The sequence below is a fragment of the Methylorubrum sp. Q1 genome (assembly GCF_004683995.1).
GTDB lineage: Bacteria > Pseudomonadota > Alphaproteobacteria > Rhizobiales > Beijerinckiaceae > Methylobacterium.
In genome coordinates, this window is the sequence record NZ_SRHQ01000017.1 from 88,249 (window position 1) to 103,982 (window position 15,734).

Consider the following 15,734-nt stretch of genomic DNA (forward strand, 5'->3'; position numbering starts at 1 on the left):
GATGGATATGGTCAGCCCCGGCATCGTCAACCTGCTGGTGATCGCCGGCATCATCGTCGTCGCGCTGCTCGGCATCGGCTTCGTGTTCAGCCGGCTTTATCGGCGCACGACGCGGGACACCGCCTTCGTCCGCACGGGTCTGGGCGGGCGCAAGGTCGTCGTCGATGGCGGCGCGGTGCTGCTGCCGGTGTTCCACTCCATCGCCATGGTGAACCTCAACACCCTGCGGCTCGAAGTGAAGCGCTCAGGGAATGAATCCCTGATCACCAAGGACCGTCTGCGGGCCGACATCACCGTCGAGTTCTACGTGCGCGTGGAGCCCAAGGAGGAGTCGATCGCGCTCGCCGCCCAGACGCTGGGTGACCGCACCAACGACGCGATGCTGCTGCGCGAGCTGATCGAGGCGAAGTTCGTCGATGCCCTGCGCGCGGTCGCCGCCGGCATGACCCTGCCCGACCTTCAGGAGAAGCGCGCCGCCTTCGTGAAGGGCGTGCAGGAAGCGGTCTCGGGCGATCTGCGCCACAACGGCCTCGAACTCGAATCCGCCTCGCTGACGCGCCTCGACCAGACCTCGATCGAGCACTTCAACCCCGACAACTCGTTCGACGCGGAGGGCCTCGCCCGGCTGAAGGAGATCACCGAGCAGCGCCGCAAGGAGCGCAACGCCACCGAGCGCGACGCCGAGGTCGCGGTGGCCGAGAAGGACCGCGAGACCGCGCTGAAGCAGCTCGAGATCAAGCGCACGACCCGCGAGGCGCAGCTCGCCCAGGAACGCGACATCGCCAACAAGACCGCCGAGACCCGCGCCGAGACGGCGCAGGCCGAGCAGCGCGCCCAGCAGAGCGAGGAGACCGCCCGGATCGAGCGCGAGCAGGCGGTGCGCCTGCGCGAGGCCGAGGCGCGCAAGAACTCGGAGGGCGCGCGGATCGAGGCGGATCTGGCGATCGCCCAGCGCAACGCGGAGGCCGAGCGCGAGCGCCAGCTCATCCTTCAGGACAATGCCATCAAGATCGCCGAGCGCTCGCAGAAGGAATCCGAGGCCCGCGCCGCCGCCAAGACCGCCGAGGCTCTGGCCGTGGCGGCCGAGGAGCGTGTGGCCACGGCGAAAGCCAAGGAGATCGCCGAGCGCGAGCGCGAGATCGCGGTGATCGCCGCCAAGCGCGAGGCGGAGCGGGATGCCACCGGCGTCACCGTCACGGCGGAGGCCGAGCGGCGCGCGGCGGAGGACCGGGCCAACGCCATCACAACGCTGGCCGAGGCCGAGGCCACCGCCGCCGCCTCCAAGGCGGAGGCCATCGCCCAGCTCGGCCGGGCCGAGGCCGAGCGCGAGCGGGTGATGAACGAGGCCCGCAACGCCCTCTCGGCCGAGGCGCGCACCTACGAGACCGGGCTGAAGCGCCTCGGCATCATCCCTGACGCGCTGCGCGAGAGTATGCGGGCGGTGGAGAAGATCGACTCGATCCGCATCTTCGACGCGGGCGGGATGATGGGCGGCAACGGCGCGGGCGGCGTCTCGGCGAGCCTCGGCGACAGCCTGTCCGGCCACCTGCTGCGCTACCAGTACAACAGCCCGATCCTCGGGGCGATCCTGAACGAGGCGGGCTTTTCCGAGGGCAAGGGCAGCCTCGACACGCTGGTCGGCGGGCTGCGGAACGGAACGGCCGTCGCGCCGGCCGCTAACGGCCATGCCGGCGCGGCCGAGTGACCGAAAAGAAACAGCGAAGCAGGAATGTGCACAGGCATGATCCTCCCGAAGACCATGCCCGATGCTTGAAGTAAAACACGGATCACTTTGAAGACTTGAATCTTTCTATTTCCAGAAACGCAACCTGTGTTGCGAAGCCCAGCCCCTCGTTCTAGCTGCCTCCTCAGCGAACAACGAAACTGGGTTCCCGGATGTCGCCTGCGTTGCGTGATCGACTGCGTTACGGCGTTGCCGCTTTTCTCGCCGGCACGGCCGCCCTCGGTTCGTCCGGCGCGGCGTGGGCGCAGGAAGCGGTGACGCTGGAAACGCTGAGCGTCGAGGGTTCGGGCCGGGGCGGCAGCGGCCCCGGCAGGTCCGGCACCGAGAGCGCCTTCGGTCCGGTCCCCGGCTATGTCGCGCAGCGCAGCGCCACCGGCACCAAGACGGACACGGCGTTGAAGGAGACGCCGCAATCGATCTCGGTCGTCGGCGAGCAGCAGGTCCGCGAGCAGGCCGCCACCAGCGTGCAGGAAGCCCTGCGCTACACCGCGGGCATCGCGGCGGAAGCCTATGGCCCGAGCACCCGCGGCGACTATCCGCGCATTCGCGGCTCGAACGCGGCGATCTTCCTCGACGGCCTGCGCCTGAAGGACCCCGACGTCTTCAACGAGCCTCGCCCCGATCCCTACACTCTGTCGCGCATCGAGGTGCTGCGCGGCCCCGCCTCGACCCTCTACGGGTCGAGCCCCGTCGGCGGCCTGATCAACCTCGTGTCAAAACGTCCGCTCGACGTGCCCTACACCGAAGCCGGCGTCCGCTTCGGCAATTTCGGCTGGAAGGAAGCCTTCACGGATTCGACCGGGCGCCTCACCGAGGACGGGCAGTTCCTCTATCGCTTCGTCGGCGTCGGGCGGCTCGCCGACGCGCAGACCGATTTCGTCGCCAACGACCGCTACGTCATCAACCCCTCGGTCACGTGGCGCCCCTCCGCCGACACGAGTTGGACCCTGATCGGCCTGCACCAGAAGGACGCGTTCGGCGCCTCCGACGCGTTCCTGCCGCGGGAGGGCTCGCTCTATGCCGGCCCGAACGGCTTCATTCCGCTGAGCCGCTTCACCGGCGACCCGAACTTCAACCGCTACGAGACCGAGACGAGTTCGATCACCAGCCTGTTCGAGCACCGTTTCGACGACAGCCTGATCCTGCGGCAGAACCTGCGCTACAGCCACATCGACGGCACGTACCAGTCGGCCTACGGCAACGTGTACACGCTGACGCCGAGCGCCAGCCTGCCGAACGCCCCGTTCCTCGACCCGGCCCGCCGGACGGTCGACCGGTTCACCTACCGCGTCAGCTCGGTCAAGGACCGCATCACCACCGACACCAACCTTCAGGGCCGCTTCGACACCGGGCCGGTCTCGCACACGGTGCTCGGCGGCGTCGATTTCCGCCAGCAATGGGACAGCACGCGGACCGGCTTCGGCACCGATGCCCGCCCGTTCGACCTCTACGCGCCGGTCTATGTCGGCGTGACGCCACCGGATCTCGGCGTGCCGACCGCGCTCTCGCAGAGCCAGACCGGCCTCTACCTTCAGGATCAGATCAAGTTCGGCCAATGGATCGTGCTCGCCACCGTGCGGCACGACTGGGTGAACAGCGCGACGCGCGGCGCCGAGAGCGTCGCCGGCGAGGCCACCACCGGCCGCATCGGCCTGATGTACGCCTTCGAGAACGGACTGACCCCTTACGTCTCCTACGCGACCTCGTTCACCCCGATCTTCGGCGCCAATGTCTGCGCGGGCGGGGCCTGCCGGCCGATCGAGGGCGAGCAGATCGAGGGCGGCTTCAAGTACAACCCGACGCCCTGGTTCGCGGTCAACGCGGCGATCTACGACACGGTGGAGCGCAACCGGCTCACCCCCGATCCGAGCGGCCTGCCGATCTCGATCCAGACCGGAAAGGTCAAGATCCAGGGCGGCGACATCGAGGCGATCGCGACGATCGACAACGACACCAACATCATCGCGAGCTACGCCTATACCGATGCCCGCTACGCGGCCGGCGACAACGCCGGAGCGCGGGTCGAGACGCAGCCGCTGCACCTCGCCTCGCTCTGGGTGACGCACCGCTTCACCCTGGCGGACGTGCCCGGCAGCTTCCTCGTCGGCGGCGGCGTGCGCTACATCGGCGAATCGTTCGACGGCTCGCTCAACAGCTTCAACACCCCGGCCGTGACGCTGGCCGACGCGCTGATCGGCTGGGAGGACGCGCATTGGCGCGCCCAGCTCAACGTGTCCAACATCGCCGACACCAAGTATCTCTCGACCTGCCTCGCCCGCGGCGATTGCTTCGTCGGCACGCGGCGCACGATCCTGGGCAGCCTGACCTACAAGTTCTGAGCCCGAATTGACGGATCGCCCACCGAGTGGGAAAGCCTCTCCATGGCTGATGTGACGGCACCCCCCCTCCCCTCACCCGACGATCTCGCCGCGCTGAAGAGCGAGGCGGGGGCGTGGTTTTCCACCCTGCGCGACCGGATCGTCGCCGCGCTGGAGACCCTGGAGGCGGAGGCCGAGGGGCCGTTCCACGAGGATGCGCCGAGAGAAGCGGGGAAATTCGAAAAAACGCCGTGGCAGCGCACGGACCATAGCGGCACGCCGGGCGGCGGCGGCGTCATGGCGATGCTGAAGGGCCGCGTGTTCGAGAAGGCCGGCGTCCACATCTCGACCGTCCACGGCGAGTTCGCACCGGAATTCCGCGCGCAGATGCCGGGGGCGGCCGAGGATCCGCGCTTCTTCGCCACCGGCATCTCGCTGATCGTCCACCCCTGGAACCCGAACGTTCCGACGGTGCACATGAACACCCGCTTCGTCGTGACGACGAAGGCGTGGTTCGGCGGCGGGGCCGACCTCACGCCCGTGCTCGACCGGCGCCGGACGCAGGAGGATCCCGACACGCAGCTCTTCCATGCCTGCCTGCACGAGGCCTGCGAGAACCATGCGCCGGCCGCGGACTACGAGAAGTACAAGGCGTGGTGCGACGAGTATTTCCACCTGAAGCACCGCAACGAGCCCCGCGGCATCGGCGGCATCTTCTACGACTATCACTGGACCGGCGATCCGCAGGCCGATCTCGCCTATACCCGCGATGTCGGACAGGCGTTTCTCAAGGCCTATCCGGAGATCGTCCGGCGCAATCTCGCCAAATCCTGGACCGAGGCCGACCGGGAAGAGCAGCAGGTGCGGCGCGGGCGCTACGTGGAGTTCAACCTGCTCTACGACCGCGGCACCATCTTCGGCCTGAAGACCGGCGGCAACGTCGCCTCGATCCTGTCCTCGCTGCCGCCGACCGTGCGCTGGCCCTGACCCGAACGCGGGTCCACAAATCGGCCGACTCGTTTATGACGTGACGCCATGGCCGAGTCCCCGCTTCCCACCCGTTTCGCCCCGCAGCAGGACGAGGCGCTCAAAGCCATCGCCCGCTGGCGCAAGGAGGGCGGCTCCCAGGTCTTCCGGCTGTTCGGCTATGCCGGTACCGGCAAGACCACGCTGGCCCGCCGCATCGCCGACGACGTCGACGGGCCGGTCGTGTTCGGCGCCTTCACCGGCAAGGCGGCCTCCGTCATGCGCCAGAAGGGCTGCGAGGACGCGGCGACGATCCACTCGCTGATCTACCGCAGCAAGGAGGGCGACGAGGGCGGGCCGACCTTCACCCTTAACCGCTCCGGCCCGGCGGCCAAGGCCGACCTCATCGTCATCGACGAGTGCTCGATGGTCGATTCCGACCTCGGCCACGATCTCCTCTCCTTCGACAAGCCGGTTCTGGTGCTGGGCGATCCCGCCCAGTTGCCGCCGGTGCGCGGGGGCGGCTTCTTCACCGAGGCCGAGCCCGACGTGATGCTCACCGACGTCCACCGGCAGGCTGCCGACGACCCGATCGTGCGCATGGCGATGACGATCCGCGAGGGCGGCCGGCTCGAAGTGGGCGAGTACGGCGAGAGCCGGGTGGTGCGCCGCCGCGATATCGACCCGGCCCAGGTGCTCGATTGCGATCAGGTCCTGGTCGGCCTCAATCGGACGCGGCGCCTCTACAACAACCGCCTGCGGGAGCTTGCCGGCCACACCGACCCGATGCCGTCGGTGGGGGAGAAGCTGGTCTGTCTTCGGAACGACCGCACCAAGGGTCTGCTCAACGGCTCGACCTGGACGGTGCAGGCCCTGCGCGCCCCGCCCCGCCCCGACACGATCCGCCTCGACGTGGTCCCGGAGGACGATCCGGCGGTGCGCCGCCGGGCCGTGGACATCAAGGTGCTGCGGCAGGTGATCGAGGGCTCGGAGGAGGAGATCCCGCTCTTCCTGCGCCGCGAGACCGACGAGTTCACCTACGGCTACGCGCTCACCGTCCACAAGGCGCAGGGCTCGCAATGGGACAAGGTGGTGCTGTTCGACGAATCCTACGCGTTTCGCGAGCACCGGGCGCGCTGGCTCTATACCGGGCTGACGCGGGCGGCGCAGGCGATCACCGTGGTGGTGTAAGAGCCTTACCGTGCGGCCCGGAAGCGCAACCCCTCTCCCCGCACGCGGGGAGAGGGGACGAGGTCAGCCCCGATTGAGATCTTCCGAAAACCCGATTCACCACGTGCGGAGATGAGGAACGCCATTCTCCGCATGACCTACGGAGAATGGTTCACCCTCACCCGGCCGCCCGCGCCTCCACCGCCGCGAGCAGCGTACAGAGCGCCACCGCCTCGGCGGCCTTGCGCACGGCGTCGAGACCCGGAAAGGTCGGCGCGATGCGCAGAGTCCGGTCGTGCGGGTCCTTGCCGTAGGGGTGGGTCGCGCCGGCGGGCGTCAAGGCGATGCCCGCCTCGCCCGCGAGTTGGACGACCCGCGAGGCGGTGCCGTCGGTGACATCGAGCGTGATGAAGTAGCCGCCGAGCGGCCGGCTCCAGCCTGCGACGTCCCAGCCGTCGAGGCGGGCGGCGAAGGCCTCCTCCACCGCGGCGAATTTCGGGGCGATCAGGGCGCGGTGCCGCTCCATATGTGCGGCGATGCCGGCGGCGTCGCGCAGGAAGCGGACGTGGCGGAGCTGGTTGAGCTTGTCCGGCCCGATGCTGCGGCGCCCGGCCTGGGCGAGATACCACTTCACGTTCGCGGGCGAGGCGGCCAGCATCGCGAGGCCCGCACCCGCCAGCGTCACCTTCGAGGTCGAGGCGAACACGATCGGCCGGTCGGGGTTTCCGGCCTCGGCACAGGCCTCCAGGATGTTGGGAAGCGAGGGCCGCGCCTCGGTGAGATGATGCACCGCGTAGGCGTTGTCCCACAGGATGCGGAAATCGGGCGCCGCGGCCTTCAGCGAAGCCAGCCGCCGCACGGTCTCCTCGGAATAGGTCTCGCCGCTCGGGTTCGAGTATTGCGGCACGCACCAGATGCCCTTCACCGAAGGGTCGGCGGCCTCGCGCTCGACCGCCTCCATGTCCGGCCCCTCCCCCGTCATCGGGATCGGGATCATGCGGATGCCGAAGCCCTCGCACAGGGTGAAGTGGCGGTCGTAGCCCGGGACGGGGCAGAGGATCGTGATCGGCTCCTGCTTCGACCACGGCCCCGCGCCGCCGGGCACGCCCTTCAGCAGCGCGTAGACGAGCACGTCGTGCATCAGCGCGAGGCTCGAATTGTTGGCGATCACGATCTGCTCCGGCGGCGCGCCGAGCACCGGCGCGAACAGCGCGCGGGTCTCGGGCAGACCCTGCAGGTTGCCGTAATTGCGCGCGTCGGTGCCGTCCTCGGCGGTGGTGTCGCGGTTGCCGGGCAGCGCCAGCATCTCGGCGGCAAGGTCGAGCTGATCGGAGGCGGGCTTGCCGCGGGTCATGTCGAGCTTGAGCCCCTGCGCTTTCAGGACTTCGTACTCGCCGCGCAGGCCGGAGCGCAGCTCCGTCAGAGCCTTGGGCGACAGGGTGGACAGCGACGGCATGGGATTCCTCGTAGTGGTGCCGGCCCGCGTTCGAGCCCGCGAATGGGCCCCGGTCAAGGCGGCTCCGGCGGAAAGCAGTGGGGCGACGGCCGCCCGCCGCTCGAGCGCCGCCGACATCAGCCCCCGGAACGAACCGAACCGACGGCACGGAGACCATGCCGTGAACCCAAGGTCACAGTGTGGCGCCTCTGCCACGCGCGCCGATGCAACGTGACCAAACTCCTAACGCCGCCCTCCCGCCGGGGACAGCTTTAACGCGTCGTTAACCATTCCAACCAAAAAGCTAAAACCGTCAAATGTTGAAAGTAAGCGGAACGCGGAGAGTGTCGAGCGAAAGCCGATACGCTCTCACCTTCGCCAACCGACAGCATTCGAAAGCCTTCCGAATTTCAATCGGCCATGGCGCGGCGCGACGGACAGTCGCGCCGGACGCGATGACCCCGCAGTTCCTCGCACACCTTCGAGCACTGACGATGTATATCGTTGTCGACGAGCAGCAGACCGTGACCGACCACTACGTCGCCGGGTTCGGCGCGGAGGGCGTGAAGGCGCAAGGGTTGGCCATCGGGTCCATGAAGGATTGGCTCGACGCCGCGCCGCGGATCGACGTCGAGGCGATCGACGGCTTCCTGATCGGCGATTGCGCCGACCGCGCCTCCTGCACCGTGGCGATCCGCTCGCTCAGCCGGGCGCCGATCATCGCCCTCAACGAGACCCGCTCGCTCGAGCAGACCCTGGCGCTGTTCACCGTCGGCATCGACGACGTGGTGCGCAAGCCCGTCCATGTCCGCGAGATCATCGCCCGCGCCACCGCGATCCGTCGCCGGACCGGCCGGGGCGTCGAGCCGGCGCCGGCCCCCGACCGGGCGGGCCGCCTCAAGGTCTATACCGACGGGCGCGACCCGGAGATCGACGGCGCCTGCCTGATCCTGCCCCGGCGCGAGCGCCACATCCTCGAATATCTCTCGAAGAACCGCGGCCGGCAGGTGACCAAGGGCCAGATCTTCACGGCGGTCTACGGCGACCTCGACACCAGCGTCGAGGAGAGCGTGGTCGAGGGCCATATCAGCAAGCTGCGCAAGAAGCTGCGGATGCGCCTCGGCTACGATCCGATCGAGGCCAAGCGGATGGCAGGCTACACTTTCGTCGGCTGAAGAATCCGCACACGATCCTTCCAAGATCTTTCCATGAAAAAGGCCGCACTCGGTGAGAGCGCGGCCTTTTTCTACGACGGGCGGTGTCCCAGCCGCGCGAGCGGCTGGGACGTCTCAGCTTAGCGGAACAGCGACAGAACGTTCTGGCTGCCCGAGTTGGCGATCGAGAGAGCCTGCACCGCGAGCTGCTGCTGCGTCTGGAGAGCCTTCAGCTTGGTCGACTCCTCCTCGATGTCGGCATCGACCAGGGTGCCGATGGTGCGGTCGTTGGCCTTCATCAGGGTGTCGACGAAGGTCTTCTGGCCGTCGATCTGGGTCTTGTTGGCACCGAGCTTGGTGCCGGCGTTGGTGACCGAGGCGATGGCCTTCTCGACCTGGGTGATGATGTTCTTGAGTGTCGTGTCGCCGGTGGTCCCGACGAGCCCGGCAATGTTGATGCCCGTGCCGCCGGTGCCGATTTCGCCGATGGAGAAGGTGGTCGTCGCATCGACCGTGTCGAGGATACCCTTGGCGTTGGTCGTGCCTGCGGCCGTGCCCTTGCCGGTGAGTCCGCTGGTGCCGGTGGTGGAGTCGGCCGCGGTGAAGCCGAAGCTGGCGACATCCGCGCCGTTCAGCGTGATCGTGGTCGAGCCGCCGGCATTGGAACCGAACGACAGGGCACCGCCAGCGAAGGAGACCCGCGCCTTGCTGCCTGCCGACTTCAGCTGGGCGTTGATCATCGCGGCGACGTCGTCGCCGTTGACGGCCGTGTTGGCGGCCGAGGTCGCGTCGCTGCCGAGCGCGGAGAAGGATGCGGAGTTGAGGGTGACCGTCTTGACGCCGGCGCCGTCGTTGACGGTCAGGACCTTGGCGGTCGTCACGTCGAGGGCAGCGAGGGCCGTGCCCGTCATGAAGCCGGAGAAGGTGCCGAAACCGACATCCGCCGCGGCGAACTTACCGTTGGCGACCGCGTTGTTCGTCACCGAGACCTGGGCATTGGTACCCGCGCCGGTCGCCGCCGTCTGGAAGGACAGGCGGCCCGCCGTGTCGAGGCTCGCCGTGACCTTTCCGGACATCGCCGCGCTTGCGGCGATCTGATTGTTCACTGCGCTCAGGAACTCGTCGGTCGTGACCTTGGTCAGATCCTTGGCGGCCGACATCATGGTGTTCTTGTCGAGGACGATGTCGACGCTGGCACCGGTGCCGAGCGTGACGGTGAAAGAGACCTGCTTCGACTTGCCGGCGGTGACGGTGGCGAAGTCGACGACGCCGCCCGGGGAGAAGGCCGAGGTGCCGGTCAGCGACTGGGCGCCGGTGACCTTACCTTCGGTCGCGGCCGTGTTCACGGTCGAGGTCGCGACGTCGTAGAGCTTGATCGCGTTGACGTCGATGCCGATCATCGAGAAGCCGACGGTGCCCGTCGGGCTCCGCGAGAAGCCGGCGACGACGTTCTGGGTTGCTTGATAGCTGGTGTTGGTCGCGGAGGAATCGACCGAGAGCCAGTTCTGACCGGACGAGGTCGAAGAATCGGCGGTGGCCTTCATCTTGTCCTGAATGGCCTTGATCTCGGTCTGGACCTTGTTCCGGTCGACGCCCGGCTGAAGCGCGGTCTGCAGCTTGGCGCGCAGGTTCTGCAGGTCGGACAGGACCGAGTTGAGGCCGTTATAGGCGGTGTCGACCGCCGAGGAGCCGAGGCCGAGCGAGTCCTTCACGGCCGAGAGGGAGGCGTTGTCGGTGCGCACCGTGGTGGCGATCGACCAGTAGGCGGCGTTGTCGGAGGCGGTCGAGACGCGCTGGCCGGTCGAGACCCGGTTGGAGGTGGCGTCGAGCTGGCTGTTGATGCCCTTGAGCGTCGTCAGCGCCGTCATGGCGGAGATGTTGGTGAGCAGGCTGGTCACAGGTCAGACTTCCGGCAAAAGAGGGGGGACGGTTCTCAGGACCGGACTCGCACCGGTACGGCCGCACGGCCCTATCGAGAGGGCCGCGGCGAGCCCCTGAGGGCTCGTTTCGCCGCGCATCACACCTCCGGACTCGCACCGGATCAACGGACCGACATCATGTCTATGAACCCGTCGGAGGGTTCACCCGCTGGCCTCTTCTCGAAGGCGGCTCCGCATGGTTGCGGAAGGCGCCTCGCGATGGGCCGACAATGGCCGCCTCCCGTTACGAAGCGATTAAGCGAGCCTGCCCGGCACCGTCCCGCCGCACGCCCTCCACAGGTCGGCCTCGTGCCTGTGGAGAAGGGGCGAGAGCCGTCTCCGACCTGATGGCATCAAGCCGGCGTCCCTCGGTCCTTGTCGTGACACGTATTCTTTCGCCGAACCGGCGACCGCTTCGACGGGCGGCGCTCTAAACGACCGGCTCGCCCTCGAAGGCGACACCCGCGAAGTCTCCGCGGCGCCAGCACAGCCGGGCGGTCATCGTGCGCAGGTCATGCGCGGCGATTACGAGGGAAAACGTCTCCGGCAGGACATGCTCGGGGGCGACGCGGATCTTGGCGCCCCGAAGCGAGAGGTCGCGCACGGTGCAGGCGATCAGGCGCTCGGGGCCGAGGACGATGCGGCCCTGCTGGACGACGCGGTGACGCTTGCCCGTCCGTTCGACGGGCGCTGCGGCTTCCGGCGAAACACTTTCCCGCGGATTGGCCATGCTCGCTCCCCGGCGCCCTCCCCTTCGGCTTAACGAGCGCCCGCGGCGCTGTCGATGAGACGGGACGCGCCTTCGCGCGGCATTGTTAACCGGACATCAAGCATATTTGTAGACGGATCATGAAGGATGACGCTGTCGCCCCCGGGGCACGCGCCGCGAGGACGCTTCGCGCGGCGCACCGGGATCACCTGCCGAGACCTCCATGACGTCCGATTCCGCACGGCGATCCTCCCTCGGCACCGTCGCACGCGCCGCGAGCCTGCCGGCGCGGCCGGTGGCGGGAAGCATCGCGGCCCGCCGTGCCCGCGAGGCGGCCGGCGAACGCACCGTGCTGGCCGCCCTCGTCCTGCTCGCCCTCACCGCCAGCGGGTTCGCCGGTTACGCCATCGCAACGGGAACGCACGAATATGCGGTGCAGGCAGTTCTGCCCGCCGGCACGGCGCCCTTCACCTGGAAGAAGACCGTGGCGCAGGGGCGCTTGGCCGACCCCGATTTCGATCCCGTCACCACCGGCTCTCTGCCCGACCGGCCCGGGGCGGCAACCGCCGGCCTTCAGGGTCCGGCGGAGTCGCCGGCCCTGCCGCCCGCGGGCGCCTACGCCCTGCGCGGGGTCGCCGACGGCATCGCGACCCTCGAGAACCGGGAGGGACAGCGCACCGCCGCGCTCGGCAGCGTGCTGCCCGGCGCGGGCCGCGTCCTGTCGATCCGCCGGACCGGCGCGGGCTGGGTCGTGATCACGACCGAGACGATCATCGGCCCGGTGGCGCCGTGACGCGACCGGCCGAAGGCGGGCAAGCCTGGGACAAGGGAGCCGCCCTAAGCATCGGCCCGAAAGGTGGCGACCGGCTTTCGGAAAACGACGATGCAAAAGAAGCATCGGATCCTGCTCGCACCGCCGAGCCGTTGGTCGCCCCCCTCCCGCGCTCCCGCTCAGGCGCCCGCCCGTGACCGACACCCTCACCAGCTACCGGCTGATCGCCAAGGATCTCCCCGCCTCCCTCTCCCGGAAGGCGGCCGAGCCGACGGTTGCCCGGGAGACCGCCTATTACGAGGCGCATATCGGCGGGGTGAAATCGGTCGACGATCTGCTCGGCGACCAGCGTCTCTACGCCTACGCCATGAAGGCCTACGGCCTGGAGGAGATGACCTACGCCAAGGCGTTCATGCGCAAGGTGCTGGAGGAAGGCGCTGCCAGCGCGGCGAGCTTCGCCAACCGCTTGGCGGACGACCGCTACACCGCCTTTGCCAAGGCGTTCAGCTTCGGCCAGGGCGTCACCGCCACGGGTGCCGACACCGCGCGCTTCGGTGAGCAGCCCCGCGCCGCCTCGCTCAGCGCGCCGAAGCTCTTGGCCGATACCTACGATTTCAGCGGCCGGGCCGAGGCGAGCTTCCTCGTGGAGTCCCGGCTCGACGCCACGACGACGCAATCGGTCACGATCCGGCTCAACGCGCAAACCCTGGCCGGTCGCGTGGACAATCCCGCGAAGGTGACGCCGTCGGAGATCGCCGCAGCGGTGGCGGCGCAGATCGAGGCGTCCGCCCTCAAGGGCAAGGTCCAGGCGGGGCTTGCCGCCGACGGGAGCCTGTTCTTCGAGACCACCGCACTGACCGATCTCGGCGCCGACGGCGCTTACGGCGGCACGGGCCGGGACGCCGACACGCTGGTGAACGCGGGCGGGCCGAACCGCACCCTGACGATCCGGAATGCCCCGCTCTCCGCCGATCGGACCGCCGTCGATGTCGGCTTCGGCACGGATCTGGGGCCCGACACGATGGCGCAGACCGTGACCCAGGCCTATCTACGCCAGTCGCTGGAGAGCGAGGCGGGCGACGCCGATACGGGCGTGCGCCTCGCGCTCTACTTCGCCCGCAAGGCATCGACGCTCACGAGCGCCTACGACATTCTCGGCGACGCGGCGCTGAGCCAAGTGGCCAACACCGTGATCGGCCTGCCGGCGACGAGCGGCGCGGCCACGAGCGAGGCCCTGGCCAAGCGGGCCCAACTGATCGCCGCCAAGATCGACATCGCGAGCTTCCGGGACCCTGCCAAGCTCGACGCCTTCGTGCGGCGCTTCGCGGCGATCTGGGACGCGCAGAACAACACCGCCAGCGCACCCATCCTCGCTCTGTTCACCGGCACGGGCAGCCTCGACGCCGAAACGCTCCAGAGCGTGCAGACGGCGCGGATCGGAGCTTAAGGGCCATGCAGAGCAGCCTCTACGTCGCCCTATCGAGCCAGATCGCCCTCGAAAAGCGCCTGACCACGACCGCCAACAACGTCGCCAACATGGCGACGGTGGGCTTCCGGGCGGAGGAAGTCAGCTTCTCGGAACTGCTCGCCCGCTCGAACCGCGGCGACGTCGCCTTCGTGGGCCCTGGCAAGAACATCATCTCGCGCGCCGCCGGCCCGACGACGAAGACCGATTCCGCCCTCGATGTCGCCGTCCAGGGCGATGCGTGGCTCGGCGTGAAGGGGCCGAAGGGCGACACGCTCTATACGCGCGACGGGCGCTTGACGATGGACGCCAACGGGCAGTTGCGGACGGTGGGTGGGATGCCGGTGGTCGATCCCGGCGGCGGCCCGCTCTTGCTCGATCCCCAGGCCGGTCCACCGGTCATCGGCCGGGACGGCAGCATCCACCAGGGCGTGAACCAGGTCGGCGCGCTCGGCCTGTTCAGCATCGACCCGAAGGCGACGCTGACGCGCTCGGGCGAGAATGCCGTCGCCTCGAGCCTGCCCGGCCGGCCGGTGCAGGACTTCACCCGCATCGGCCTCGTGCAAGGCTATGTCGAGGGCGCCAACGTCAACCCGATCATGGAGATGACCCGGCTCATCGCGATCCAGCGCGCCTTCGAGAGCGCGGCGACGATGACCTCGGAGGCCGACACCACCCTCACCGGCGCCGTCAAGACGCTGGGACCGCAGGGCTGATGCGATGAGCCTCAACGCGATCGAGCGCCTGGAACGGGCGATGGAGGCCGGGCGCCGCGACCTGCCGCTGGTGCGGGTCGCCGGCCCCGTGCGCGAGGTGACCGCCAGCGCGGCACGGGTCGCGGGCGTGTCCGCCTTCGTGCGACTCGGCGACCGCATGGGTTTTTCCGCCGACGGCCGCACGCAGGTCGGCGAGGTGGTCCGCATCGATGCGGCCGGCGCCACGGTGAAGCCGTTCGAGAGCCGGATCGAGGCCGGCATCGGCAGCCTCGCCCATCGCATCGGCCCGGCGCAGCTGCGCCCGGATCCGCGCTGGAAGGGCCGGGTGATTGATGCGCTCGGCCGCCCCGTCGATGGGCTCGGCCCCCTGGCCGAGGGGCCCGCCAGCGTTCCGCTGGATGCCGACCCGCCGGCCGCGATGACCCGCGCGCGGGTGAAGACGCCGCTGCCCACGGGGGTGCGGGCGATCGACCTCTTCACGCCGCTCTGCGCCGGACAGCGCATCGGCATCTTCGCCGGCTCCGGCGTCGGCAAATCGACCCTGCTGGCGATGCTGGCCGGCGCCCAGGGCTTCGACAGCGTTGTGGTCGCGCTGGTGGGCGAGCGCGGACGCGAAGTGCGCGAGTTTCTCGAAGGCCCCATCGCCGCCGCCCGCGATCGCGCCGTGATCGTCGTCTCGACCGGCGACGAGAGCCCGATGATGCGCCGCCAAGCGCCGAAGGTGGCGCTGGCGGTGGCCGAGTCCTTCCGCGACCGCGGCGAGTCGGTGCTGCTCATCGTCGATTCCGTGACCCGCTACGCCCACGCCGCCCGCGACGTGGCGCTCGCCGCCGGCGAGCCCGCGGTGGCCCGCGGCTACCCGCCGAGCGTCTTTTCGGACTTGCCGCGGCTGTTGGAGCGCGCCGGCCCCGGCGCCGAGGGCACCGGCACGATCACCGGCATCTTCTCGGTGCTGGTCGATGGCGACGACCACAACGACCCGGTCGCCGACTCGATCCGCGGCACCCTCGACGGCCACGTGGTGCTCGACCGCGCCATCGCCGAGCAGGGCCGCTACCCGGCGATCGAGCTGCTCGGCTCGATCTCGCGCCTGGCGGGCGAGGTCTGGACCGGAGACCAGCGCGAGCTGGTGCGCAAGCTCAAGAGCATGATGGCCCGCTTCGAGGAGACACGGGATCTGCGCCTGATGGGCGGCTATCGCGCCGGCAGCGATCCCGACCTCGACCAAGCCGTGAGCCTCGTGCCGCGGATCTACGAGGCCTTGCGCCAGGAGCCGGGCCAGCCGCCGAGCCGCGACGCCTTCCTCGAACTCGCCCAATCCCTGCGGGGATGATTGTGCCCCGCAAAACCTTCAGCCCCGCGCAAG

At 69.1% G+C, this 15,734-nt stretch carries 12 protein-coding genes; 9 read left to right on the top strand and 3 right to left on the bottom strand.

What is annotated here, in order from left to right:
• Nucleotide 1: 1 nt before the first annotated feature.
• The 4 genes from E4V01_RS16905 to E4V01_RS16920 all read left to right on the top strand — a co-directional run bounded on the left by E4V01_RS16905 (nt 2) and on the right by E4V01_RS16920 (nt 6,219).
• Entirely contained in the window at nt 2–1,705 is a 1,704-nt protein-coding gene (locus E4V01_RS16905) for a flotillin family protein (protein ID WP_060768459.1), read from the top strand.
• Nucleotides 1,706–1,896: 191 nt separating this feature from the next.
• The gene (locus E4V01_RS16910) at nt 1,897–4,083 is read left to right on the top strand and encodes a TonB-dependent siderophore receptor (protein ID WP_135299134.1); all 2,187 of its coding nucleotides are present in this window, start codon (nt 1,897–1,899) and stop codon (nt 4,081–4,083) included.
• 42 nt (nt 4,084–4,125) lie between these two features.
• Complete coding sequence (hemF, locus tag E4V01_RS16915) at nt 4,126–5,049, top strand: oxygen-dependent coproporphyrinogen oxidase (RefSeq protein ID WP_135299135.1); 924 nt, start codon at nt 4,126–4,128, stop codon at nt 5,047–5,049.
• Between the two features lie 48 nt (nt 5,050–5,097).
• On the top strand, nt 5,098–6,219 hold the full coding sequence (locus E4V01_RS16920; protein ID WP_135299136.1) for an ATP-dependent RecD-like DNA helicase: 1,122 nt from the start codon (nt 5,098–5,100) through the stop codon (nt 6,217–6,219).
• Nucleotides 6,220–6,376: 157 nt separating this feature from the next.
• On the opposite strand, the gene E4V01_RS16925 is transcribed toward E4V01_RS16920, so the two are convergent.
• Entirely contained in the window at nt 6,377–7,654 is a 1,278-nt protein-coding gene (locus E4V01_RS16925) for an aminotransferase class I/II-fold pyridoxal phosphate-dependent enzyme (RefSeq protein ID WP_135299137.1), read from the bottom strand.
• A gap of 473 nt (nt 7,655–8,127) precedes the next feature.
• Here E4V01_RS16925 and E4V01_RS16930 point away from each other — a divergent pair, with 473 nt between their 5' ends.
• Nucleotides 8,128–8,808 (top strand): response regulator transcription factor, encoded by a 681-nt coding sequence (locus E4V01_RS16930; protein WP_135299138.1) that lies wholly within the window; start codon nt 8,128–8,130, stop codon nt 8,806–8,808.
• Nucleotides 8,809–8,927: 119 nt separating this feature from the next.
• Here the strand turns inward: E4V01_RS16930 and E4V01_RS16935 are convergent, their stop codons facing one another.
• Both E4V01_RS16935 and E4V01_RS16940 read right to left on the bottom strand, forming a co-directional pair.
• Complete coding sequence (locus tag E4V01_RS16935) at nt 8,928–10,685, bottom strand: flagellin (RefSeq protein ID WP_135299139.1); 1,758 nt, start codon at nt 10,683–10,685, stop codon at nt 8,928–8,930.
• Between the two features lie 451 nt (nt 10,686–11,136).
• The gene (locus tag E4V01_RS16940; protein ID WP_135299140.1) at nt 11,137–11,436 is read right to left on the bottom strand and encodes a PilZ domain-containing protein; all 300 of its coding nucleotides are present in this window, start codon (nt 11,434–11,436) and stop codon (nt 11,137–11,139) included.
• 202 nt (nt 11,437–11,638) lie between these two features.
• Here E4V01_RS16940 and E4V01_RS16945 point away from each other — a divergent pair, with 202 nt between their 5' ends.
• The 4 genes from E4V01_RS16945 (at nt 11,639) to fliI (ending at nt 15,701) form a co-directional block, all read left to right on the top strand.
• Nucleotides 11,639–12,208: a hypothetical protein gene (locus E4V01_RS16945; protein ID WP_135299141.1), complete on the top strand. Its 570-nt coding sequence runs from the start codon at nt 11,639–11,641 to the stop codon at nt 12,206–12,208.
• A gap of 172 nt (nt 12,209–12,380) precedes the next feature.
• Complete coding sequence (locus E4V01_RS16950) at nt 12,381–13,634, top strand: DUF1217 domain-containing protein (protein ID WP_135299142.1); 1,254 nt, start codon at nt 12,381–12,383, stop codon at nt 13,632–13,634.
• A 5-nt stretch (nt 13,635–13,639) separates the two neighbouring features.
• On the top strand, nt 13,640–14,368 hold the full coding sequence (flgF, locus tag E4V01_RS16955; RefSeq protein WP_135299143.1) for a flagellar basal-body rod protein FlgF: 729 nt from the start codon (nt 13,640–13,642) through the stop codon (nt 14,366–14,368).
• Between the two features lie 4 nt (nt 14,369–14,372).
• On the top strand, nt 14,373–15,701 hold the full coding sequence (gene fliI / locus E4V01_RS16960; RefSeq protein ID WP_012252428.1) for a flagellar protein export ATPase FliI: 1,329 nt from the start codon (nt 14,373–14,375) through the stop codon (nt 15,699–15,701).
• Nucleotides 15,702–15,734 lie beyond the last annotated feature (33 nt).